Here is a 20018-nt window from a genome sequence, read left to right as displayed (position 1 = left end):
CCGGGTCGGTGCGTTCGGGCTCGTGCGGGCTCAGATCTCGTACGACCTCCTGGGCACCGCCAGCTCCGCCGGCCCGTCGTAGACCGCGCGGGCGTCGGCCAGGTTGATCTGCGGGTCGGTCCACGGGGGGATGTGGGTGAGGAGCAGCCGGCGGGCACCTGCCCGGGCGGCCGTCTCGCCCGCCTCGCGGCCGTTGAGGTGCAGGTCGGGGATCTTTTCCTTGCCGTGGGTGAAGGCGGCCTCGCAGAGGAACAGGTCGACGTCCCGGGCGAGTTCGTCCAGTGCCGTGCTGACGCCCGTGTCGCCGGAGTACGTCAGGGTCCGTCCGCCGTGCTCGATGCGGATGCCGTAGGCCTCGACGGGGTGGGCCACCCGCTCGGTGTGGACGGTGAAGGGGCCGATCTCGAAGGTGGACGGCTTGACCGTGTGGAAGTCGAAGACCTCGCTCATCGAGGAGGCCGAGGGGGTGTCGGCGTACGCGGTGGTCAGGCGGTGTTCGGTGCCCTCGGGGCCGTAGACCGGGAGGGGGGCGCAGCGGCCGCCGTCGTGCCGGTAGTAGCGCGCCACGAAGTAGGCGCACATGTCGATGCAGTGGTCGGCGTGCAGATGGCTGAGGAAGATCGCGTCGAGGTCGTAGAGACCGCAGTGGCGCTGCAGCTCGCCCAGGGCGCCGTTGCCCATGTCGAGGAGCAGCCGGAAGCCGTCGGCCTCGACGAGGTAGCTCGAGCAGGCCGATTCCGCGGACGGGAACGACCCCGAGCAGCCGACGACGGTGAGCTTCATGAAGCAGAAACCTCCGCTGGCGGATGTGGAGAAAACGGGGGTCGTGCGGTCCGTCGAGCGTAAGGCGCAAAACCGTTGGTCGCTCCTCCACCAAGGGCCGTTGTGGGCGAACTCACCTGTGCTGTCACCGGTTCGGCTGGACGTGGGGCGCATGGGGTGTGGAACAGGGCGCGCGGCCTGATGCGTGCGCCGGTAACGTCATCGTATGGACACGTCCTGGTGGTTGGCACTCGCGGCGGTGATACTGCTCGCGATCGTTGCCGCACTCGTCGACGGCTGGGGGCGGCGGCGTCCCGAGGGCCGGCGCACACGGCCGCCGGGGCGGGCGGAGCGGTCGCGGGCGGCGCAGCGGCCGCGGGCCGCGGAGATCTGGTGGGCGAACGTGCCCTACGAGGACGGCCCCGGCACGAAGGACCGGCCGTGTCTGGTGCTGGCGGTGCACGGGCGGCGGGCGACGGTCGCGAAGATCACCAGCAGGTTCCACGACGAGCGGGCCGGGGTGATACCGCTGCCGCCGGGCTCGGTCGGGGACACCCAGGGCCGGGCGAGTTTCCTGGAGACGGACGAGCTGCGGGAGGTCGCGGTGTGGGACTTCCGGCGGCGGGTGGGGGTGGTGGACCCGGTCCTGTGGGACCAGGTCCGTCACCTCGCAACATAGGGGGTCAGGCCCAGAGCTGGCCCTGCAGCCTCTCGATGGCCTCCTCTGTCGTGGCCGCGGTGTAGACGCCGGTGGAGAGGTACTTCCAGCCGCCGTCGGCCACGATGAACACGATGTCGGCGCTCTCGCCGGCCTTGATCGCCTTCTTGCCGACGCCGATCGCCGCGTGCAGGGCGGCGCCGGTGGAGACGCCCGCGAAGATGCCCTCCTGCTGGAGGAGTTCCCGGGTGCGGGTGACCGCGTCGGCGGAGCCGACCGAGAAGCGGGTGGTGAGGACGGAGGCGTCGTACAGCTCGGGGACGAAGCCCTCGTCGAGGTTGCGCAGGCCGTACACCAGGTCGTCGTAGCGGGGCTCCGCGGCGACGATCTTCACGTCCGGCTTGTGCTCACGCAGATAGCGGCCGACGCCCATCAGCGTGCCCGTCGTCCCCAGTCCGGCCACGAAGTGGGTGATGGAGGGGAGGTCGGCGAGGATCTCGGGGCCGGTGGTGGCGTAGTGGGCGCCGGCGTTGTCCGGGTTGCCGTACTGGTAGAGCATCACCCAGTCGGGGTGCTCGGCGGACAGCTCCTTGGCGACGCGTACGGCGGTGTTGGAGCCGCCCGCGGCCGGGGAGGAGATGATCTCGGCGCCCCACATGCCGAGCAGGTCCCGGCGTTCCTGCGAGGTGTTCTCGGGCATCACGCACACCATGCGGTAGCCCTTGAGCTTGGCCGCCATGGCGAGGGAAATGCCGGTGTTGCCGGAGGTGGGCTCCAGGATGGTGCAGCCCGGGGTCAGCCGGCCGTCCTTCTCCGCCTGCTCGATCATGTGCAGGGCGGGGCGGTCCTTGACCGAGCCGGTGGGGTTGCGGTCCTCCAGCTTGGCCCAGATCCGGACGTCGGCGGACGGCGAGAGCCGCGGCAGGCGCACCAACGGGGTGTTGCCCACCGCGGCCAGCGGGGAGTCGTAACGCATCGGTGGTCAGAGACCTCAGGCCATGCCGCCGGCCACGGCCGGCAGGATCGTGACGCTGTCGCCGTCGGACAGCTTGGTGTTGATGCCGTCGAGGAAGCGGACATCCTCGTCGTTCAGGTAGACGTTGACGAAGCGGCGCAGCTGGTCGCCGTCCACGATGCGGGCCTGGATTCCCGTGTGCCGGGCGTCGAGGTCGGCGAACAGCTCGGCGAGGGTGTCCCCACTGCCTTCGACGGCCTTCTGACCGTCGGTGTACTGGCGGAGGATGGTGGGGATGCGGACCTCGATGGCCATGGCTCAGGGCTCCTGTCGGGAGTGGTCAGGTCGGTGGGCGCGCGGCAGCGCAGCTACAGCAGGTCGTGCGTGTGAGGCTCCCCCACGCTCGGCTTCGCTCGCGCGGGAGGTACCTCCACCGGCTCACGGCCGTACGGCGGCAGGGCAGCGTCAACAGATGGCGCTGGCGAGCCTGCACAGGTCGACGTGCAGCCGCGCCACGAGCAGCAACGCCCAAAAGGGCTCCGCCGTCTTTTCGCTCACGTCGTGGAAAACCATGGGCTCATCGTATCGATTCCCGGTCCGGGTCCTGGAATGTGATCTCGGATAGTGGATGAATTCTGACCGAATCCCGGGATCAGTAGGCCTCCACCACCTTGACCTCCTCCTCCGTCACCTCGCCGTCGATGATCCGGAACGACCGGAACTGGAACTCTCCGGCTCCGTCGGTGTCCGCGGTGGAGACCAGGACGTAGTGCGCGCCGGGCTCGTTGGCGTAGGAGATGTCGGTGCGGGAGGGGTAGGCCTCGGTGGCCGTGTGGGAGTGGTAGATGATCACCGGCTCCTCGTCGCGGTCGTCCATCTCGCGGTAGAGCTTGAGGAGGTCGCCGGAGTCGAACTCGTAGAACGTGGGCGAGCGGGCCGCGTTCAGCATCGGGATGAAGCGCTCCGGGCGGCCCGAGCCCACCGGGCCCGCGACCACGCCGCACGCCTCGTCGGGGTGGTCCTCGCGCGCGTGGGCGACGATCTGGTCGAAGAGGGCCTGGGTGAGGGTCAGCATGCTGGCCAGGATAAGCAGAAGGGCCGCCCCGTACCGAGGGGTGGTACGGGGCGGCCCACATGCCGGACGTCCTGAGCGGCAGCGGCAGGGAGTGCCACGAGCACTCCCTGCCGCTAGGAACCGTCCGGTGGTCGTCAGCCGACCTTTTCGAACTCCGGCGTGCGGCGCTCGGCGACCTCCGGGTTGCGGGCCTTGAGGACCGCCCAGCCGATGGCCAGGGCGGCGGCCCAGCCGGCCATCACGTAGAGGCAGACGCGGGCGTCGGCGTCGTAGGCGATGATGCCGGTCACGAAGAGCAGGAACGCGATGGCGATGTAGGAGCACACCGCGCCGCCCGGCGCCGGGAAGGACGAGGCGGGCAGCCGGCCCGCGACCACCGCGCGGCGGTACAGGACGTGGCTGATCAGGATCATCAGCCAGGTCCAGATGCCGGCCGCGGTGGCGATGGAGGTGACGTAGCCGAAGGCCTTCTCAGGGACGACGTAGTTCAGGACCACGCCGATGCCCATGAAGAGCACCGAGACGAAGATGCCGAGGGCGGGCGTCTTGGTCGACGACAGCTTGGTGAAGGCCTTGGGGGCCTCGCCGCTCTCGGCCAGGTTCCGCAGCATGCGGCCCGTCGAGTACATGCCGGAGTTGCAGGACGACAGCGCCGCGGTGAGCACGACGAAGTTGACGATGGCCGCGCCCGCCGGGATGCCGATCTGCGCGAAGGCCTCGACGAACGGGCTGACGCCCGGCGCGAACTCCGTCCACTTCACGACACACAGGATGACGGTGAGGGCACCGACGTAGAACAGGGCGATGCGCCACGGCAGGGTGTTGATCGCCTTGGGGAGGGTCTTCTCGGGGTTCTCGGATTCGCCGGCCGTGACACCGACCAGCTCGACGGCGAGGTAGGCGAACATGACGCCCTGGAGGGTCATCAGGGACGAGCCGATGCCCTTGGGGAAGAAGCCGTCGAAGGCCCAGAGGTTGGAGACGGCCGCCGTGTCACCGGCGCTGCTGAAGCCGAAGGTGAGCACGCCCAGGCCGATCACGATCATGCCGATCAGGGCGGTGACCTTGACCATCGAGAACCAGAACTCCAGCTCGCCGAAGAGCTTCACGGAGATCAGGTTGACCCCGAACAGGATCACCAGGAACACCAGCGCCGTGACCCACTGCGGGATGGACGGGAACCAGTAGTTGACGTAGATCGCGGCGGCGGTGAGTTCCGCCATGCCGGTGACCACCCACATCAGCCAGTACGTCCAGCCGGTGAAGTAGCCGAAGAACGGGCCGAGGAACTCGCGGGAGTACTCCGCGAAGGAGCCCGAGACAGGGCGGTAGAGCAGGAGCTCACCGAGCGCCCGCATGATGAAGAAGACGATGACGCCGGCGAGGGCGTACATCAGGATGAGGCTGGGACCGGCCTTGGCGATGTTCGCGCCGGCACCCAGGAACAGGCCGACGCCGATGGCGCCGCCGATCGCGATCATCTGGACCTGACGGCTGCCGAGTCCCCGCTCGTACCCCTCTTCAGGGGCTTCGGTGACCTTCGCAGAGGTCATGTGTAGTGCGCCTTTCTCCATGCCGACCCCCGGCCTCTCGTCGACCTCGGATCGGGTTTCGATCCCCCCGGATTGATGGAGCTGAGCGACCTTTCCCCGGGCCGCTCGTGCCTGGCCGGCGATCGCCGGCTGGTGGCGCACCCGGCGGACATTAAGGGTGGTGTTCGCCGGGCGGTCGTGAAGATTTATCACGGCCGCAACTCTGATCACCTGGCGACCCTGTGGCGCATCACACAGGAAGAAGTGGACAGACCGCACCTTAAGCGCACATACGGAGCAGGCGCGGTGACGGGATTGTTATCCGGATTTGAGCGTCCACTGAGCGAACGCAAGATCCGCACATTTACGGCATAAGTGTGCCGATCAACGTCTCCTGAAGCCCGCCCAGCCACAGATACGCCATCACCATCGGCTTGCGCGGGTCCTCGTCCGGCAGCCGGTAGAGGAGGTCGGTGTCGTCCTCGTCGGTGATCTCCAGCCGGGAACCGATGGCCAGGCGCAGGTCGTTGAGGGCGCCGAGCCACTGCTGGGACTGCTCCACCGTCAGCTCCAGAACCGCCCCGCCGTCCCCTGCGGACGTCAGCGTGTCCAGTGAGCGGATCACGGCGAGGGCGTTCTCGCGCTTGCCGGCGCGCAGGTCGTTCTCGGTGTAGCGGCGGAACTCGGCGGAGTGCGCCTTCTCCTCCTCGGCCGCCTCGGGCCCCGGCGTCCCCTCGGGGTCGCGGTAGGCGTCCGGGAACAGTCGCCGGAGCACCGGGTCGGAGGGCGGTTCGCTGGGCCCCTCGGCGAACAGCTCGGCGAGCGGGTCGGCGGAGGCGTCCTCGCCGGGGCCGGGACCGATGAGTTCCAGGAGCTGGACGGCCAGCGACCGGATGATGGAGATCTCGACGTCGTCGAGGGCGACGGCCGCGCCGCCGCCGGGGAGCGGTTCGAAGGTTCCTGGCATGGCGGCGATCGCTACTTCCGGTCCTGCTGGAGGGTGGCCCACAGACCGTAGCCGTGCATGGCCTGCACGTCGCGTTCCATCTCCTCGCGTGTACCGCTGGAGACGACCGCCCGGCCCTTGTGGTGGACGTCGAGCATGAGCTTGGTGGCCTTGTCCTTGGAGTAGCCGAAGTACGACTGGAAGACGTACGTCACATAGCTCATGAGGTTGACCGGGTCGTTGTGGACGATCGTGACCCAGGGGACGTCGGGCTCTGGTACGGCAGAGACCTCCTCCGCCGACTCGGTGCGTTCGATCTCGATGGGAGCGGCTGACGTCACATGTCCCATGCTGCCATGCGCCCGCTAAATCGTCACACTGACGAAATGGGGGTACCATCGGTTGCCATGAGCACAGCGGACATTGGGCTGCCGGTGGAAGTTCCGTCTACGGCGCTCTTCACGGACCAGTACGAGCTGACGATGCTCCAGGCCGCTCTGAAGGCGGGCACCGCCGAGCGGCGCAGCGTCTTCGAGGTCTTCACCCGGCGGCTGCCGGAAGGGCGCCGCTACGGCGTGGTGGCGGGCACCGGCCGTGTCCTGGATGCCGTCGAGAACTTCCGCTTCGACGCGGGCGTCCTCGGTTTCCTGCGCGAGCGCGGGATCGTCGGCGAGGAGACCCTGGACTGGCTCGCGAACTACCGTTTCAGCGGCGACATATGGGGCTACCCCGAGGGCGAGGTGTACTTCCCGGGCTCGCCGGTCATGCGGGTCGAGGGGTCGTTCGCCGAGTGCGTGCTGCTGGAGACGGTGATCCTCTCCGTCCTCAACCACGACTCCGCGATAGCCGCGGCCGCCTCGCGCATGGCGTCGGCGGCAGGGGAGCGCCCGCTGATCGAGATGGGCGCCCGTCGTACCCACGAGCTGGCCGCCGTCGCCGCCGCGCGTGCCGCGTACGTCGGCGGTTTCGCCTCCACCTCCGACCTGGCGGCCGGCTTCCGCTACGGCATCCCCACGGTCGGCACGTCCGCGCACGCGTTCACCCTGCTGCACGACCGCGAGCGGGACGCCTTCCAGGCCCAGGTCAACACCATGGGCCGCGGGACCACCCTGCTGGTGGACACCTACGACGTCGCCGAGGCGGTCCGTACGGCCGTGGAGATCGCCGGTCCCGAGCTGGGCGCCGTCCGGATCGACTCCGGCGACCTGCTGCTGGTCGCGCACCGGGTGCGGCAGCAGCTGGACGAGCTGGGGGCCACGAACACGAAGATCATCGTGACCTCGGATCTCGATGAGTACGCCATCGCGTCGCTCGCCGCGGCGCCCGTGGACGCGTACGGCGTCGGTACGCGGCTGGTCACCGGCTCCGGGCACCCCACCTGCTCCATGGTGTACAAGCTGGTCGCCCGCACCGAGTCCGCCGACCCGAAGGCGCCACTGGTGCCGGTGGCGAAGAAGGCCACCGGCGGCAAGACCTCCATCGGCGGCCGCAAGTGGGCCGCGCGCCGGCGGGACGAGCAGGGCGTCGCGGAGGCGGAGGTGGTCGGTACCGGGCCGGTACCGGACGGGCTCGTCGACCGGCAGCTCCTGGTCGAGCTGGTCAAGGCCGGCAAGGTGGTCGCCCGCGAGCCGCTCGACGCCCCGCGCGACCGGCACATCGCCGCCCTCGCCGCTCTGCCGCTCTCGGCTACGCAGCTGTCGCAGGGGGAACCCGTCATTCCGACGGAGTACGTCCACGAGGGTTCCGCCGGTTAGGCAGGGAGCAGGGGTGCGCGCCCCGTGGTGCCCCCTCCCGCACCGTCCCCGAAGTCTCTAGGCTCGGAGGTTCAGGTTCATCACCGGCCGGGCCCGCACCTCTCGGCACCGTGACCGAAGAGACCCCATAGCCGCCCCATAGCCGAAGGACACCGACCATGCGCCGCGCCTTGATCGTCGTAGACGTGCAGAACGATTTCTGCGAAGGGGGCAGCCTCCCGGTGGCCGGAGGTGCCGATGTGGCCGCCGCGATCACCGAGCTGATCGGGCAGGCCCCCGCCGGGTACCGCCATGTCGTGGCGACCCGCGACCACCACATCGCCCCCGGGGGCCACTTCGCGGACAACCCCGACTTCGTCCACTCCTGGCCCGCGCACTGCGTCGCGGGCACGGAGGGGGTCGGCTTCCATCCGAACTTCGCCCCGGCCGTCACGTCCGGCTCGATCGACGCCGTGTTCGACAAGGGGGCGTACTCGGCGGCGTACAGCGGGTTCGAGGGGGTCGACGAGAACGGCGTGTCCCTGGCCGACTGGCTGAAGGCCCGGTCGATCGACGAGGTGGACGTGGTCGGCATCGCCACCGACCACTGCGTACGGGCCACCGCCCTGGACGCCGTACGGGAGGGTTTCCGTACGCATGTGCTGCTGGACCTCACCGCCGGGGTGGCCCAGGAGAGCACCGAGCGGGCGCTGGAGGAGCTGCGGGAGGCGGGCGTGGAGCTGTCGGGGAAGCCGGTCGTTCAGTAGGGGCGGGCCTTAGGGCCTGTCCGGCGGACAGGCCCTACGCCTGTGCCGTCGGCTGTCTGAGCAGGGCCCTGATCGGGTGCCACAGCTCCATGGGGCCGACTCCCCTGTCGGGGGCCGTGCGCCATATCAGGCCGTCGGGGTGGTGCAGGACCGCGGTGATCTCGTCCGGCGTCGGCGGGGCCGTGTTGCCGCGCAGGTAGACCGCGCGCAGGCCGAGGTTGCGCAGCCGGGTGAGGGCGCGGGCCCGGTTCTGGGCGTGCACCAGGACGCGCACTCCGGCCGGGTCGTCGGCGGCGGGGCTGGGCAGGTTCAGCGCCACGACCACCGTGCCGTTCGGCAGCTTGCAGAAACCTCCTGCGGCCATGCCGTCACATCCCCGTTCGATCAGGTGTCAATAAGAGAGCCATCAGGACGCACCTAAACACGATCGGCGGCAACCCGCCAGGGGTTGCCGCCGATACGCTTCTGACCTGCGGAAATGCTGGTTACTTCACCGCGGGACCGACTTCGAGCAAGATCGTCGAGCCGTTCTTGGCCTCCTTGACGATCCTGATCTTGGTGTTGGTGTCAGTGATCTTGACGCCGCCGGGCTTGTTGCTCTCGTCGTAGTAGGTGCTGGTGTGGTCGTTGAAGACCGGCACGCCCTTCGACGACGGGATCCGCGTCGCGACGTCCGCCTTGTGCAGCGTGATGCCGTCCGTGCGGTACAGGCTGAACGGCGAGTCATAGGACTGGATGCGGTTGCGCATCAGCGTGCCGTCGGACCACTTCAGCGCGGTCGGGTGGGAGTCGACGGGCAGGAGCAGGCCGACGCCCGGGTGCTTGCTGGTGTTGTTGTCCGTCTGGGAGGTGTCCCACTTCCAGATCAACAGGCCGTTCTGGTACGGGAAGTGCTCGACCCAGGACGGACGGGTGGTGGCGAAGCCGAAGTTGTACGGGCCGGCCTTCAGGGTCTTGTCGTACGACACGTACTGGCGGTTCTCGGCGATGTAGTACTGCGGGTACTCCTTGGTGAACGACGCGCCGATGCGGGAGAACCCGCTCGCCGTCCAAGCCGCGTCCGCGCTCTCGGCGTTGTCCGTGAACAGCGCGGTGCCGTCGGCGGTGACGGAGATCCGGTCGGCCGCGAAGCCCAGCTGCGCCACACCGCCGTCGGTGGCGTAGCGGAAGCGCAGGTCGATCTTCTGCCCTGCGTAGGCGTCCAGGGAGTACGACAGCTTCTTGTAGCCGTCGGCCGTGCCGGTCAGGGCCGGCTTGTCGCTGCCGTCGCGCGGGATCGGCTGACCGTCGACCGTGCCGTCGACCGGCGTCCAGGTGGCGCCGCCGTCGGTGGAGACCTCGGTGTAGAGGTAGTCGTAGTCGGCCTCGATGTCGTACCAGCCGTCCAGGGTGAGGGCGGCCGACGACTTGCCGGTGAGGTCGACGGAACGGGCCAGCGTGTTGCGGAGGTTGTCGCCGCTGCCGCTCCACCACTGGGTGGCGCCCTCGGCGGGGGTGACGACCTCGGTGGTGACCGCCTTGTCGGGCAGCTCGACCACCAGGGCCTGCTTGTTCTTGGTGTTGTACTCGGCGACGCCCAGCTTGTGCGTCGACTTCGTGGCCGCCTTGGCGACGTCGTAGTCGAGCCAGCCCAGCTGGAGCTTGTCCCAGGCGGTCATGTCGCCGGGCAGGTCGCCGATGGTGTCCTTGCCGGTGCCGAGCCAGGAGCCGGAGGACATCAGGGTCCAGAAGCCGGTGGAGTTCTCGCCGCCGTTGGTGTCGTAGTGGTCCGGCAGACCGAGGTCGTGGCCGTACTCGTGGGCGAAGACGCCGAGTCCGCCGTTCTCCGGCTGGATGGTGTAGTCGCCGACCCAGATGCCGCTGTCGCCGATCTGCGTGCCGCCGAGCCTGTTGCCGTCGGGGCCGGTGGCGCCGGCGTCGGTGCCGAACGCGTACCAGCGGTGGGCCCAGATCGCGTCCTCGCCCTGCGCGCCGCCGCCCGCGGACTCGTCCTCGCCGGCGTGCACGATCTGGAAGTGGTCGATGTAGCCGTCGCGTTCGTTGAAGTCGCCGTCGCCGTCGAAGTCGTAGCGGTCCCACTGGTCGTACTCGGCGAGCTTGGCCTTGATCTCCGCGTCGGTCTTACCAGCTGCCTTCTGCTGGTCGACCCACGCGTTGACGCCGTCCTGCACCGCGTACCAGGCACAGTTGTCGGGGTCGCACTTGTTGGAGCCGTAACGGGCCTCGTTGTAGGGGACCTTGACCCAGTCCGTGACCTCGCCCTCGATGGAGTAGCGGCCCGAGGACTGCTTCTCGTAGTAGGTCTTCATCGAGGCGGTGCCCTCGCCGAAGTACAGGTCCTGGAAGTGCTCCTGGTTGTAGTCCGCCTGCCAGGCCGTGCTGTTGTCCTGGGTGCGGTCCGGCTCGGCGATCTGGTTGTGCAGCGGGCCGGGCGTGCCGCCGTAGCGGCTGTCGATCTGGTCGCCGAACTCGACCAGAACGGTGAAGACCTTGTCGGTCTTCTCCCGGCCGAGTTCCACGTACTTGCTGTCGCCCTTGCGGCTCTTGAGCTCGACGACTTTGGAGCCTTCGCGCTCCTTGACCTTCGCCTGGCCGGATATGACCTGGTTCAGGGCCTCTTCGCGCTGGGCTTCGACGGTCTTGGTGAGCGGGCCGTCGAGGTCGTGCTCGTGCTCGTCGTGCGCCTCGGGCGTCGCCGGGTCCCTCCGCTCTACGGCGGCGGAGTCGGCGGGATCGCCCTGCGCCACCGCGTAGGTGGAGAACATGGCGGTCGCCGCCGCGAATGCGACCGCGGTCGCGGTCGCTCTGAACGTCCAGGGTCTGCTGGTCACTTGAGATCCTCCCCCGCGTCCGGGCGCGCGGAAGGAGAGGGCCCGGTTGCGGAGCGCTCCGCGCGCGCGTGATCAACGCGTGTAGTCAAGTGACGACATTTGACTAGAGGTTGAGGAGAAAAGACAGACCTTGACTTGAGCAGGACAACTGCATTATGCGGAGACGACGTTTCGCTTACCGAACAGTGTGCTTCGCTCAACGGGCGCGCAGGACCGTCCACTTGCCGGACTGCATGAATCAGTGCGCCCCTTATGCATCGGCACTGTTGGTCATCTCACGCTTACGGTTCGTTCCACTCGGGCATGCACGCGAATAGATTCTGTCCGCACCCTCCCCCAAGCTAGGGCCTGTCCGGCGGATCAGGTCGCGGAGAAGCAACGGTGACTGATCAGCGCAGGTGAGCGGGGTCTGGTGCGTCCAGCTGCAAGGCGGAGGAGGGCGTCGACGCGGAGCGTCGGCAACCGACGACAACGCCGCAGATGGGCGTGCCAGACCCCGCGTCCGCGGCATGATCCGCCGGACAGGCCCTAGAGGCACGGGGGGAGACCACCCCCACTTTCTAGGACTCGATTGCCATGCCTCGTCCGACTGCCGCACAGCTCGCCTACGGTTCGTTGACCGTCATCGCCTCGACGCTCGCCATGCTGCTGCTGTCACAGACGAGTTCGGGTGCGGGGATCGCGGTCATCGCCGTAGCGGCGCTCGTCCTCGGGCTGCTGGTCGCCCTGACGGTACCCATGCCGAAGCGCACACCGACCGTCGTTCGGCGCTCCGCCCCGGCCTCCCGCGTGGCGGCTCCGGTCCCGGCGGCACCCGAGCCGGTACGGGAGCCGACGTCCGGCGTCACGTCGCGCTGACCACCACCGTCTTGGCCGCCTTGTCGTGCAGGCCCTGCTTGTAGGGCTTGTCGAAGAAGCTCCAGCCGCCGCAGATCACCGTCCAGATGCAGGCACAGCAGAACGCGAACGGAATCCAGAGCACCGCGGAGCGGATCAGCGCGGTCTGCACCGAGGGCGTGGCGCCGTTGTCGAGGTTGGCCACCCGCATGCCGAGCCACTTCTTGCCCAGCGTCTGCCCCCACTTGCTGATCATGAAGGTGTCGTACGCCATGAAGAGCACGGCGGCGATGGCGGACTGCGCGAGGGAGCTGCCGGTGTCGACCTCGCCGGCGCCCACGCCGTACTCGTCGACGTTGAAACCCCAGGCGAGCAGCCAGACGACGACGCCGACGAGGATCATGTCGATGATGCGGGCGAGCGTGCGCTTGCCGCTGTCGGCGAGCGGGGGCATGCCGGCGAGCGGATCCTCGGGGGCGCCGCCGTAGGGGCCGCCGCCGTACGGGGGTGGCTGGCCACCGCCGTAGGGAGGTGGCTGGTCACCACCGTACGGCGGGGGTTCCTGGCCGCCCGGGGGCGAGTCGTACGGTGAGCCGGCCCCCTCACCGGGCGGGGGCTGCTTCTTGAACGGATCGTCCTCCGGCGGCTGTCCGCCGGATCCGGGGGGCGGTTCGGTGCTCATGGCCCGAGTGGACCCCGAACCCTCCGGCCGCGCATCCGGCGAGCGGCCGTCCGGGGGGTGTGGAACTGCTGTCGCTGAAGTGTGCTCAAGCGTGTTCTGGTGAGCGGGAGTGAGTGCAAGCGGTCTTTGGCATAACGCCCTGTCCGCCAGAGCGCCTCGGGATGCGAACAGACATCCTGATGCCGAATGCGTGACCTCTGCGGTCGGGCTTCGTTGGGTGGGGGAGGAGATCGTCGGGGCGGAGCCGGGCCGGGGGTGAGGGATGAGCGGGCTGCGCAAGGTCGCCGAGCCGTTCGTTGCGTCCGGCCCGTCCGGGGTGGCGATCCGTACCCGGATCAAGCACCTCACCGCGCAGGACGAGACGGTTCTTGCGCTGGTCGGCGCGCATCTGGGTTCGCTCGCCTCGCGGGACCTCAAGGCGCGGTGCGCGGACGGTCTGGAGCACTCCACCGACCGGTGGGCAACGCGTAAGCGTGAGCTGACCCCGCTCTCGTCGGCGCGCTGGGCCGGGGCGATCACCAAGGCGTCGCACGACCAGTGGGCGCTCGCCCGCCGCTGCCAGTCGGCTCACATCCGCACTCTGGAGGCCGGGATTGCCACGATCGAGCACCGGCTGGCGCAGCCGGTCGGGCAGAAGGGATCGAAGAGCGCGCCGGGCGGCTACCGCTCCCGGCGGGAGTGGTTCGCCAAGTCCCGCCGTCTCCACGTGCTCCAGGACCGCCTGGAACGCGAGCGGGCCGACCACCAGGCCGGGACCGTGCACGTGGCGCGCGGCGGCAAGCGCCTGGCCCGCACCCGCCACCATCTGGAGGCCGCGCAGCTGACCGAGGCCGCATGGCGTCGGCGGTGGGAGGCCGAGCGCTGGTTCCTGCAGGCGGACGGCGAGTCCGGCAAGCGCTACGGCAACGAGACGCTGCGCATCACCCCCGAGGGCCGGCTGAGCATCAAGCTGCCCGCCCCGCTGACGGACCTGGCGAACGCCCCGCACGGCCGGTACGTCCTCACCGGCACGGTCCGCTTCCCGCACCGGGGCACCGAGTGGGCCGACCGCGTCGAAGCCAACCGCGCCGTGGCCTACCGCATCCACTACGACACCGGCCGGAACCGCTGGTACGTGACCGCCGCCTGGCAGATCCCGCCGACCAAGACGATCCCCCTGGACGCGGCCCTCGCCCACGGGGTGGTCGCGGTGGACACCAACGCCGACCACCTGGCCGCCTGGCGCCTCGACGCACACGGCAACCCGATCGGCAGCCCCCGGCGGTTCTCCTACGACCTGTCTGGCACTGCCGGCCACCGCGACGCCCAGGTCCGGCACGCCCTGACCCGGCTGCTGCACTGGGCCCGCACCTGCGGCGTGGCCGCGATCGCCATCGAGGACCTGGACTTCACCGCGGAGAAGACCCGCGAGAAGCACGGCCGCAAGAAGCGGTTCCGGCAGCTCATCTCCGGCATGCCCACCGGCAGGCTGCGTGCCCGGCTGTCCTCGATGGCCGACGCCGCCGGCATCGCGATCATCGCGGTCGATCCCGCGTACACCTCGAAGTGGGGCGCCCAGCACTGGCAGCAGCCCCTCACCAGCAAGAACCGCACCACCACCCGCCACGACGCGGCCGCCGTGGCGATCGGCAGGCGCGCCCAGGGACACCCGATCCGGCTGGGGGTACCTCCCAGGCCCTTAAGACACTGGGGGAGGACGGCACCGCCCCCACACGACCGGAGCGATCGTGCGGGGCATCGGACCGTCCAGGCCCGACCGGAGGCCCTGGGGCGTGAGGAACCCCGCCCCCGCATCCCCGGACCACGGACACGATCCGTGCGCGCCAGGTGCGGAGCGAACGCGGGGAACCAGAACGCCCAACACCGTTCGGGGCGTTCGGCTGAGCATGAGTCCTGGCACCAGGACCCACTCCCGCTCAGCCTCTAGTAGGGCTTTGTTAGGTCCTGTGGTGGGGTTCGGGTGCTGGTGCGGGTTGGCCGCATATCGAGCAGGCGCCGGTCCAGGTGGCCAGGAGGGCCTGGAGTTCGCGGAGGACCGCGTAGAGGGTCAGGCCGGCGCAGGGGCTTTTGGGTCGAGCCTGAGCATGGTGCAGAAGGCCTGGGCGAGGGACGCGAGGGTGACGTGGCGGTGCCAGCCGAGGTAGTTGCGGCCCTCGAAGTGGTCCAGGCCCAGACCGTCCTTGAGCTCGCGGTAGTCGTGCTCAACTCGCCATCGGATCTTGGCGATTCGTACCAGTTCGCGCAGTGGGGTGTCGGCGGGAAGCGTCGAGAGCCAGTAGTCGGTTGGCTCGGCGGAGTCGGGTGGCCACTCGACGAGCAGCCAGCAGTCGGGCAGGGAGCCGTCGGCGGCGCGGCGGATGGTGCGGTTGGCCGGTCGGACCCGCAGGGCCAGGAACTGCGAGCGCATCTCGGCGTTCGGGTTGCGTCTGGTGGCCTTGCTGCCCTGGCGCCAGGTGACGGTGCGGGTGGCCGCTCGGCCGACGGCCAGGGCCAGGGCGCGCAGGGTGGTGTGCGGTTGGGGGTAGGCGGACACGGGAGGGCGGCCCTGCCCGGAGTACGGCGGGCGTTGGGGTGTGGCATTGCCGGGGTGCGCGGTCGTGGTGGCTTTGACCGCGACCGCGTAGGTCAGGCCGCGCTCGGTCAGGCCCTCGCGAAAGCCGGTGGCGTCGCCGTATCCGGCGTCGGCGGCGACCGGAAGGTCGGGCAACTCCCAGTTGTCGCGCACCTCGTCGAGCATGTCCAGCGCCAGGCGCCACTTCTCCCGGTGCCGCTCGGTGTCCGGGATTCCCGCCTTGGCGCGGCGGCGCCGGATCGCCTCGGCCATCAGCGCGTCCTCGCCGTACTTGGTGTCGTCCCAGCTCTCGGGCAGGAACAGGCGCCAGTCGACAGCCGATGACGCACGGTCACTGACCAGGTTCACACTGACGCCGACCTGGCAGTTGCCGCGCTTACCCAGGGCGCCGCAGTACATCCGCGCCACCCCCGGTGAGTCGTAGCCGTCCTTGGGGAAGCCGACATCATCGATCGCGTACGCCTCGGGAGAAATGTGCGCGGCAGCCCAACGGGCCAGCCGCTCACGGACCTTGGAGTAGTCCCAGGTGGACGATGAGACGAACTGCTGCAGCTGCTGGTGGTCCACGCCCAGGCGCTCGGCCATCGGCTGCATGGACTTGCGCTTGCCGTCCAGCATCAGCCCGCGCAGATACAGCTCGCCCTTGGCCCGCTGGTCCCGACGCGCCAGCGAACCGAGCATCTCCGCCGCGAACGCCTCCAGGCGCGGGCGGACCGTCTCCATCTCCTCAGGTGTCACACCTGACAGAACATCACAATCTACCTGACGATGATCAATCGGGGTACCTAACAAAGCCCTACTAGGAACGGTACGGAATTACCTGGTCACCCGGGCGGTTCAGCCCGCCACGAACGTGTGTGCGGCCTTGTCGTGCCAGCACTGGCGCCACGGCTTGTCGAACAGGCACCACAGGACACCGATGAGACCGACGCAGAGCAGTCCGGGGACGCTGTAGACCAGCCAGCGGCGCAGGGCCGCGCCGAAGGACGGAGCCTCGTGGGCCTCGATGTCCCGCACCTCCAGGCCGAGCAGCCGCTTGCCCAGCGTGCGGCCCCACTTGGCGGTCGGCAGCGCCTCGTAGAGGACGCCGAAGACGAGCAGGACGGCGAGGATGATGCCCAGGTAGGTGGACGTCGTGCCGTCGAGCAGCCAGACCGTGACCGTCCGGCCGGAGAGCTTGGCCTCGTCGATCTTGCCCTGGATGTGGTCGAGGGCCTGTGCGCCGAGCGGTACGGCGGCGACGGCGGTGACGGCGCCGATGACCACGGTGTCGATCAGCCGGGCGGCCAGCCGCTTGCCGAGCGCCGCGGGCCGCGCCGCCGCCTGCCGCCGCGCCGCCGCCTGGAACGGATCCTCGACCGGCGGCTTCCACGGTGCGACCGGCTGCTCGTCGGCCCCCGAGGTGCCGGCGAGATGGTGGACCTGCTGCGCCCAGGAGGACTGGCCGCCACCGGGGCCGCTGGTCACCGGGGTGGCGGTGCCCGGAGCGGCGGCCTGCTGGGGCACACCGGGGGGCGCGGACGAGGGGGTGGTGGACTGCGGGGTGGCTGGCGCCTCCTGAACGCCGGCCTGCGCTGCCGGCGCCACCTGCGCCTGCCCGGCCTGCACCGCGGCAGCGCGCGCCGCGGCCGCCTTGCCGGCACCGAAACCGGGGCCGCCCGAGCCGGAGGAGGACGCCGGGGTGGGGGCGCCGGGGCCGGAGGGGCCTGGGATTGATGCCGCCGGGGTGGAGCCCGCCTGGTCGGACTCACCCGGACCGGAACCCGCCGGACCGGACACACCCGGACCGGAACCCGCCTGGTCGGACACACCCGGACCGGAACCCGCCAGGCCGGACACACCCGGACCGGAACCCGCCAGGCCGGACACACCCGGACCGGAACCCGCGAGGCCGGCCGCCTCCGCCCCGGACCCCGCCGCGCCCGACGCTCGCGGTCCCGGCATGCCCGGGCTCCCGGGCTGCGCCCCCCGGGTCCCGTCCTGCTGATCCCTGCCGCGGGTGACGGCGCGGAAGGTCATGGTGCCCTCGTCCTCGGCGGCACCGTCCGTACCGGCGCCCGGGCCCTGGGAGTTGGCGGTCGGGCGGCGGAAGACGAACGTGTTGCCGGAGGCCGCGTCCGCGTCGGACGCGGCCGGCGGGATCGTCGCCGTGCCGTCCGTGCGGGCGGACTGGCCGTCGGGCGACGTCGGGGCGTCGGCGGGTACGCGCGGGTCGGCGCCCTGCGGTGCACCCCAGGAGACGCGGCGGTCCTGGTCGCCGCCGAAGCCGGACTGCCGGGAGCGGTCGGCGCCCCACGCGGAGGCCGGCTCGGGGCGGCTGCCGTGCTGGGCGTCGGCGGGGCCGGGCTGGGCCTGCGGTTCGGGGTCCTCGTCGAAGAAGTGCGGCCCGGTCTCCTCGACGGCGGGCTGCGCGGGGCGCGCGCCGGGCGGCGGCGCGAGCGGTTCACCGTCGGCCGGGGCCGGACGGCTGGTGCCCGGTACCCAGGCGGCACCGTTCCAGTACCGGACATATCCGGGAATGGAAGGGTCCGGGTAATAGCCCTCGCGGGGCCTGTCGTCGCCGGGTGCCGGGGTTGGGGCGCTCATGTCCGTCGTCCCGTATCTGCTCGGGGGTGTTATGGGGGCCTCCACATCTATCAGACCCGCCGGACCGGCACTGCCCGTCCCGCCGGACCCGCCCCTTTCGAGCACGCTTGTGCTACCTCCCGCGAAACAACTTCTTCGCAGAATCCGCGTAATGCTCCGGGTCTCCCCCGCTCTCCACTCGTACGGACCCGTACAGAGAGGAAAGACAGCCATGCACACCGTGGTAGAGCGGGAGCTGGAGATGCGGCTCGTCCTGTCGCCCGAGCGGAGCGTCCCGGTCGCGGCCCGGATCGGCTACCGCTCCGACGACCCGTACGCCGTCCACATCACCTTCCACATCGACTCCGACCAGCCCGTCAACTGGACGTTCGGCCGTGAACTCCTCGTGGAGGGGGTGTTCCGGCTGTGCGGACGCGGGGACGTGCGGGTATGGCCGTCGAAGGCGAACGGGCGCAGTGTCGTTCTGATGGCGCTGAGTTCACCCGACGGGGACGCCCTGCTCGAGGCCCCGGCTGCGCAGGTGTCGGCCTGGCTGGAGCGCACGCTGCGGGTGGTGCCCCCGGGGAGTGAGGGCGCGCAGCTCGACCTCGACGACGGTCTGGCCGAGCTGCTCGCCCGGTGAAGCGCACGCTTCAGAACAGTTTCCCCGGGTTGAGGATGCCCAGCGGGTCGAAGACCTGTTTGACCGCGCGCTGCATCTCCATGCCCACGGGGCCGATCTCGCGCGCCAGCCACTCCTTCTTCAGGACGCCCACGCCGTGTTCGCCGGTGATCGTGCCGCCGAGTTCCAGGCCGAGGGCCATGATCTCGTCGAAGGACTCGCGGGCGCGCCGGGACTCGTCGGGGTTCTGTGCGTCGAAGCAGACCGTCGGGTGGGTGTTGCCGTCGCCCGCGTGGGCGACGACGCCGATGGTGAGCTGGTACTTCTCGGCGATGCGCTCGACGCCGTCGAGCATCTCGCCGAGCCTGGACCGGGGCACGCACACGTCGTCGATCATCGTGGTGCCCTTGACCGCCTCGAGCGCGGTGAGCGACAACCGCCGTGCCTTGAGGAGCAGTTCGGACTCGGCCGCGTCGTCGGCCGGGACGACCTCGGTGGCGCCGGCGGCCTCGCACAGCGCGCCGACGGCAGCGAGGTCGGCGGCCGGGTCGGGGGTGTCGAAGGCGGCGAGGAGGAGGGCCTCGGTGGTCTCCGGCAGGCCCATGTGCGCCATGTCGTTGACGGCCTTGACCGTCGTACGGTCCATCAGTTCGAGAAGGGACGGCACGTGCCCGCCGGCCATGATCCGGCAGACGGCGTCGCAGGCGGCGGCTCCGGAGGCGAACTCGGCGGCCAGCACCAGCTGCTGGAGCGGCTGCGGCTTCAGCGCCAGGATCGCCCGTACGACGATGCCGAGGGAGCCCTCGGAGCCCACGAACAGGCGCGTGAGGTCGTAGCCGGCGACGCCCTTCGCGGTGCGGCGGCCGGTGGACATCAACCGTCCGTCGGCCAGGACGACGTCGAGTCCGAGGACGTATTCGGCGGTCACCCCGTACTTCACGCAACACAGGCCGCCCGAGGCGGTGCCGATGTTGCCGCCGATGGTGCACATCTCCCAACTGGAGGGATCGGGAGGGTAGTACAGGCCGTGCTCGCCCACCGCGCGGGACAGGGCGGCGTTGATGACGCCGGGTTCGACGACGGCGATGCGGTCGACCGGGTTGATCTCGATGATCCGGTCCATCTTCGTCAGGGACAGCACGATGCAGCCGTCGGAGGCGTTGGCCCCGCCGGACAGTCCGGTGCGGGCGCCCTGCGGGACGACCGGGACGCGCAGCTCGGTGGCGGTGCGCATGACGTGCTGGACCTGTTCGACGGTGCGCGGCAGCACGACCACGGCCGGGGCGCCGGCCGGGCAGAAGCTCGCCATGTCGTTGGCGTAGGAGGCGGTGACGTCGGGGTCGGTCAGGACGGCCTCGGCCGGCAGGCCCGCCAGCAGCCGGTCCGTGAGGTTGCCCTGCACTTCGTCGGAAGGGGCTTGGATACGGCTCATGATCACAGCGTGTCACCCGGGGCCATCGGTGTGAACCCCGTCGACGGCA

Annotated in this window: 21 protein-coding genes; 7 read left to right on the top strand and 14 right to left on the bottom strand. The window is 70.1% G+C overall.

All coding sequences use genetic code 11. The features are described 5' to 3' along the window. Positions 1–30 precede the first annotated feature (30 nt). Complete coding sequence (locus tag ACKTSN_RS29355) at positions 31–783, bottom strand: MBL fold metallo-hydrolase (RefSeq protein WP_409471852.1); 753 nt, start codon at positions 781–783, stop codon at positions 31–33. Between the two features lie 205 nt (positions 784–988). On the opposite strand from ACKTSN_RS29355, the gene ACKTSN_RS29350 reads away from it, so the two are divergent. After that, positions 989–1441: a type II toxin-antitoxin system PemK/MazF family toxin gene (locus ACKTSN_RS29350; RefSeq protein ID WP_409471851.1), complete on the top strand. Its 453-nt coding sequence runs from the start codon at positions 989–991 to the stop codon at positions 1439–1441. 4 nt (positions 1442–1445) lie between these two features. Here the strand turns inward: ACKTSN_RS29350 and ACKTSN_RS29345 are convergent, their stop codons facing one another. The 5 genes from ACKTSN_RS29345 to ACKTSN_RS29325 form a co-directional block, all read right to left on the bottom strand. Further along, positions 1446–2396: a PLP-dependent cysteine synthase family protein gene (locus ACKTSN_RS29345; RefSeq protein ID WP_409471850.1), complete on the bottom strand. Its 951-nt coding sequence runs from the start codon at positions 2394–2396 to the stop codon at positions 1446–1448. A 15-nt stretch (positions 2397–2411) separates the two neighbouring features. Then, the gene (locus ACKTSN_RS29340; RefSeq protein WP_224737453.1) at positions 2412–2690 is read right to left on the bottom strand and encodes a MoaD/ThiS family protein; all 279 of its coding nucleotides are present in this window, start codon (positions 2688–2690) and stop codon (positions 2412–2414) included. 150 nt (positions 2691–2840) lie between these two features. Then, on the bottom strand, positions 2841–2948 hold the full coding sequence (locus ACKTSN_RS29335) for a putative leader peptide (protein ID WP_409471849.1): 108 nt from the start codon (positions 2946–2948) through the stop codon (positions 2841–2843). Positions 2949–3027: 79 nt separating this feature from the next. After that, positions 3028–3450 (bottom strand): Mov34/MPN/PAD-1 family protein, encoded by a 423-nt coding sequence (locus ACKTSN_RS29330; protein WP_129799732.1) that lies wholly within the window; start codon positions 3448–3450, stop codon positions 3028–3030. 134 nt (positions 3451–3584) lie between these two features. Further along, positions 3585–5003: an amino acid permease gene (locus ACKTSN_RS29325; protein WP_409471848.1), complete on the bottom strand. Its 1419-nt coding sequence runs from the start codon at positions 5001–5003 to the stop codon at positions 3585–3587. 75 nt (positions 5004–5078) lie between these two features. Between ACKTSN_RS29325 and ACKTSN_RS29320 the strand changes: the two genes are divergently transcribed. Beyond that, on the top strand, positions 5079–5357 hold the full coding sequence (locus ACKTSN_RS29320) for a hypothetical protein (RefSeq protein WP_409471847.1): 279 nt from the start codon (positions 5079–5081) through the stop codon (positions 5355–5357). Here the strand turns inward: ACKTSN_RS29320 and ACKTSN_RS29315 are convergent. Both ACKTSN_RS29315 and clpS read right to left on the bottom strand, forming a co-directional pair. After that, positions 5347–5949, bottom strand: coding sequence for a DUF2017 domain-containing protein (locus ACKTSN_RS29315; protein WP_409471846.1), 603 nt, complete (start codon positions 5947–5949; stop codon positions 5347–5349). The two genes, ACKTSN_RS29320 and ACKTSN_RS29315, sit on opposite strands and share 11 nt — an antisense overlap. Positions 5950–5960: 11 nt before the next feature. After that, positions 5961–6278 (bottom strand): ATP-dependent Clp protease adapter ClpS, encoded by a 318-nt coding sequence (clpS, locus tag ACKTSN_RS29310; protein ID WP_409471845.1) that lies wholly within the window; start codon positions 6276–6278, stop codon positions 5961–5963. A 57-nt stretch (positions 6279–6335) separates the two neighbouring features. On the opposite strand from clpS, the gene ACKTSN_RS29305 reads away from it, so the two are divergent. After that, entirely contained in the window at positions 6336–7682 is a 1347-nt protein-coding gene (locus ACKTSN_RS29305) for a nicotinate phosphoribosyltransferase (RefSeq protein ID WP_409471844.1), read from the top strand. A 158-nt stretch (positions 7683–7840) separates the two neighbouring features. Then, complete coding sequence (locus ACKTSN_RS29300; RefSeq protein WP_385512784.1) at positions 7841–8428, top strand: isochorismatase family protein; 588 nt, start codon at positions 7841–7843, stop codon at positions 8426–8428. Positions 8429–8462: 34 nt separating this feature from the next. Here ACKTSN_RS29300 and ACKTSN_RS29295 read toward each other — a convergent pair whose 3' ends face one another. Further along, the gene (locus ACKTSN_RS29295; RefSeq protein WP_409471843.1) at positions 8463–8792 is read right to left on the bottom strand and encodes a hypothetical protein; all 330 of its coding nucleotides are present in this window, start codon (positions 8790–8792) and stop codon (positions 8463–8465) included. A gap of 121 nt (positions 8793–8913) precedes the next feature. Then, a complete protein-coding gene (locus ACKTSN_RS29290) occupies positions 8914–11259 on the bottom strand; it encodes an immune inhibitor A domain-containing protein (RefSeq protein WP_409471842.1) in 2346 nt (781 codons plus the stop codon). A gap of 576 nt (positions 11260–11835) precedes the next feature. Here ACKTSN_RS29290 and ACKTSN_RS29285 point away from each other — a divergent pair. After that, on the top strand, positions 11836–12117 hold the full coding sequence (locus tag ACKTSN_RS29285) for a hypothetical protein (protein WP_409471841.1): 282 nt from the start codon (positions 11836–11838) through the stop codon (positions 12115–12117). Here ACKTSN_RS29285 and ACKTSN_RS29280 read toward each other — a convergent pair. Next, positions 12104–12778 carry an RDD family protein gene (locus tag ACKTSN_RS29280; protein ID WP_409471840.1) on the bottom strand — a complete coding sequence of 225 codons (675 nt, stop codon included), beginning with the start codon at positions 12776–12778 and terminating at the stop codon, positions 12104–12106. The two genes, ACKTSN_RS29285 and ACKTSN_RS29280, sit on opposite strands and share 14 nt — an antisense overlap. A 262-nt stretch (positions 12779–13040) precedes the next feature. On the opposite strand from ACKTSN_RS29280, the gene ACKTSN_RS29275 reads away from it, so the two are divergent. Further along, the gene (locus tag ACKTSN_RS29275) at positions 13041–14705 is read left to right on the top strand and encodes an IS200/IS605 family accessory protein TnpB-related protein (RefSeq protein ID WP_409471839.1); all 1665 of its coding nucleotides are present in this window, start codon (positions 13041–13043) and stop codon (positions 14703–14705) included. 120 nt (positions 14706–14825) lie between these two features. On the opposite strand, the gene ACKTSN_RS29270 is transcribed toward ACKTSN_RS29275, so the two are convergent. Both ACKTSN_RS29270 and ACKTSN_RS29265 read right to left on the bottom strand, forming a co-directional pair. Beyond that, positions 14826–16088 carry an IS701 family transposase gene (locus ACKTSN_RS29270; protein WP_409467247.1) on the bottom strand — a complete coding sequence of 421 codons (1263 nt, stop codon included), beginning with the start codon at positions 16086–16088 and terminating at the stop codon, positions 14826–14828. A 99-nt stretch (positions 16089–16187) separates the two neighbouring features. Then, the gene (locus ACKTSN_RS29265) at positions 16188–17936 is read right to left on the bottom strand and encodes an RDD family protein (RefSeq protein WP_409471838.1); all 1749 of its coding nucleotides are present in this window, start codon (positions 17934–17936) and stop codon (positions 16188–16190) included. 211 nt (positions 17937–18147) lie between these two features. Here ACKTSN_RS29265 and ACKTSN_RS29260 point away from each other — a divergent pair, with 211 nt between their 5' ends. Continuing rightward, entirely contained in the window at positions 18148–18558 is a 411-nt protein-coding gene (locus tag ACKTSN_RS29260) for an SsgA family sporulation/cell division regulator (protein ID WP_409471837.1), read from the top strand. 10 nt (positions 18559–18568) lie between these two features. On the opposite strand, the gene ACKTSN_RS29255 is transcribed toward ACKTSN_RS29260, so the two are convergent. Further along, the gene (locus tag ACKTSN_RS29255; protein ID WP_409471836.1) at positions 18569–19975 is read right to left on the bottom strand and encodes an FAD-binding oxidoreductase; all 1407 of its coding nucleotides are present in this window, start codon (positions 19973–19975) and stop codon (positions 18569–18571) included. Positions 19976–20018 lie beyond the last annotated feature (43 nt).

This window comes from Streptomyces flavusporus (assembly GCF_046267975.1).
GTDB lineage: Bacteria > Actinomycetota > Actinomycetes > Streptomycetales > Streptomycetaceae > Streptomyces > Streptomyces flavusporus.
The sequence above is the reverse complement of the archived record's forward strand: the minus strand, read 5'-3'. Positions and strand labels throughout refer to the sequence as shown.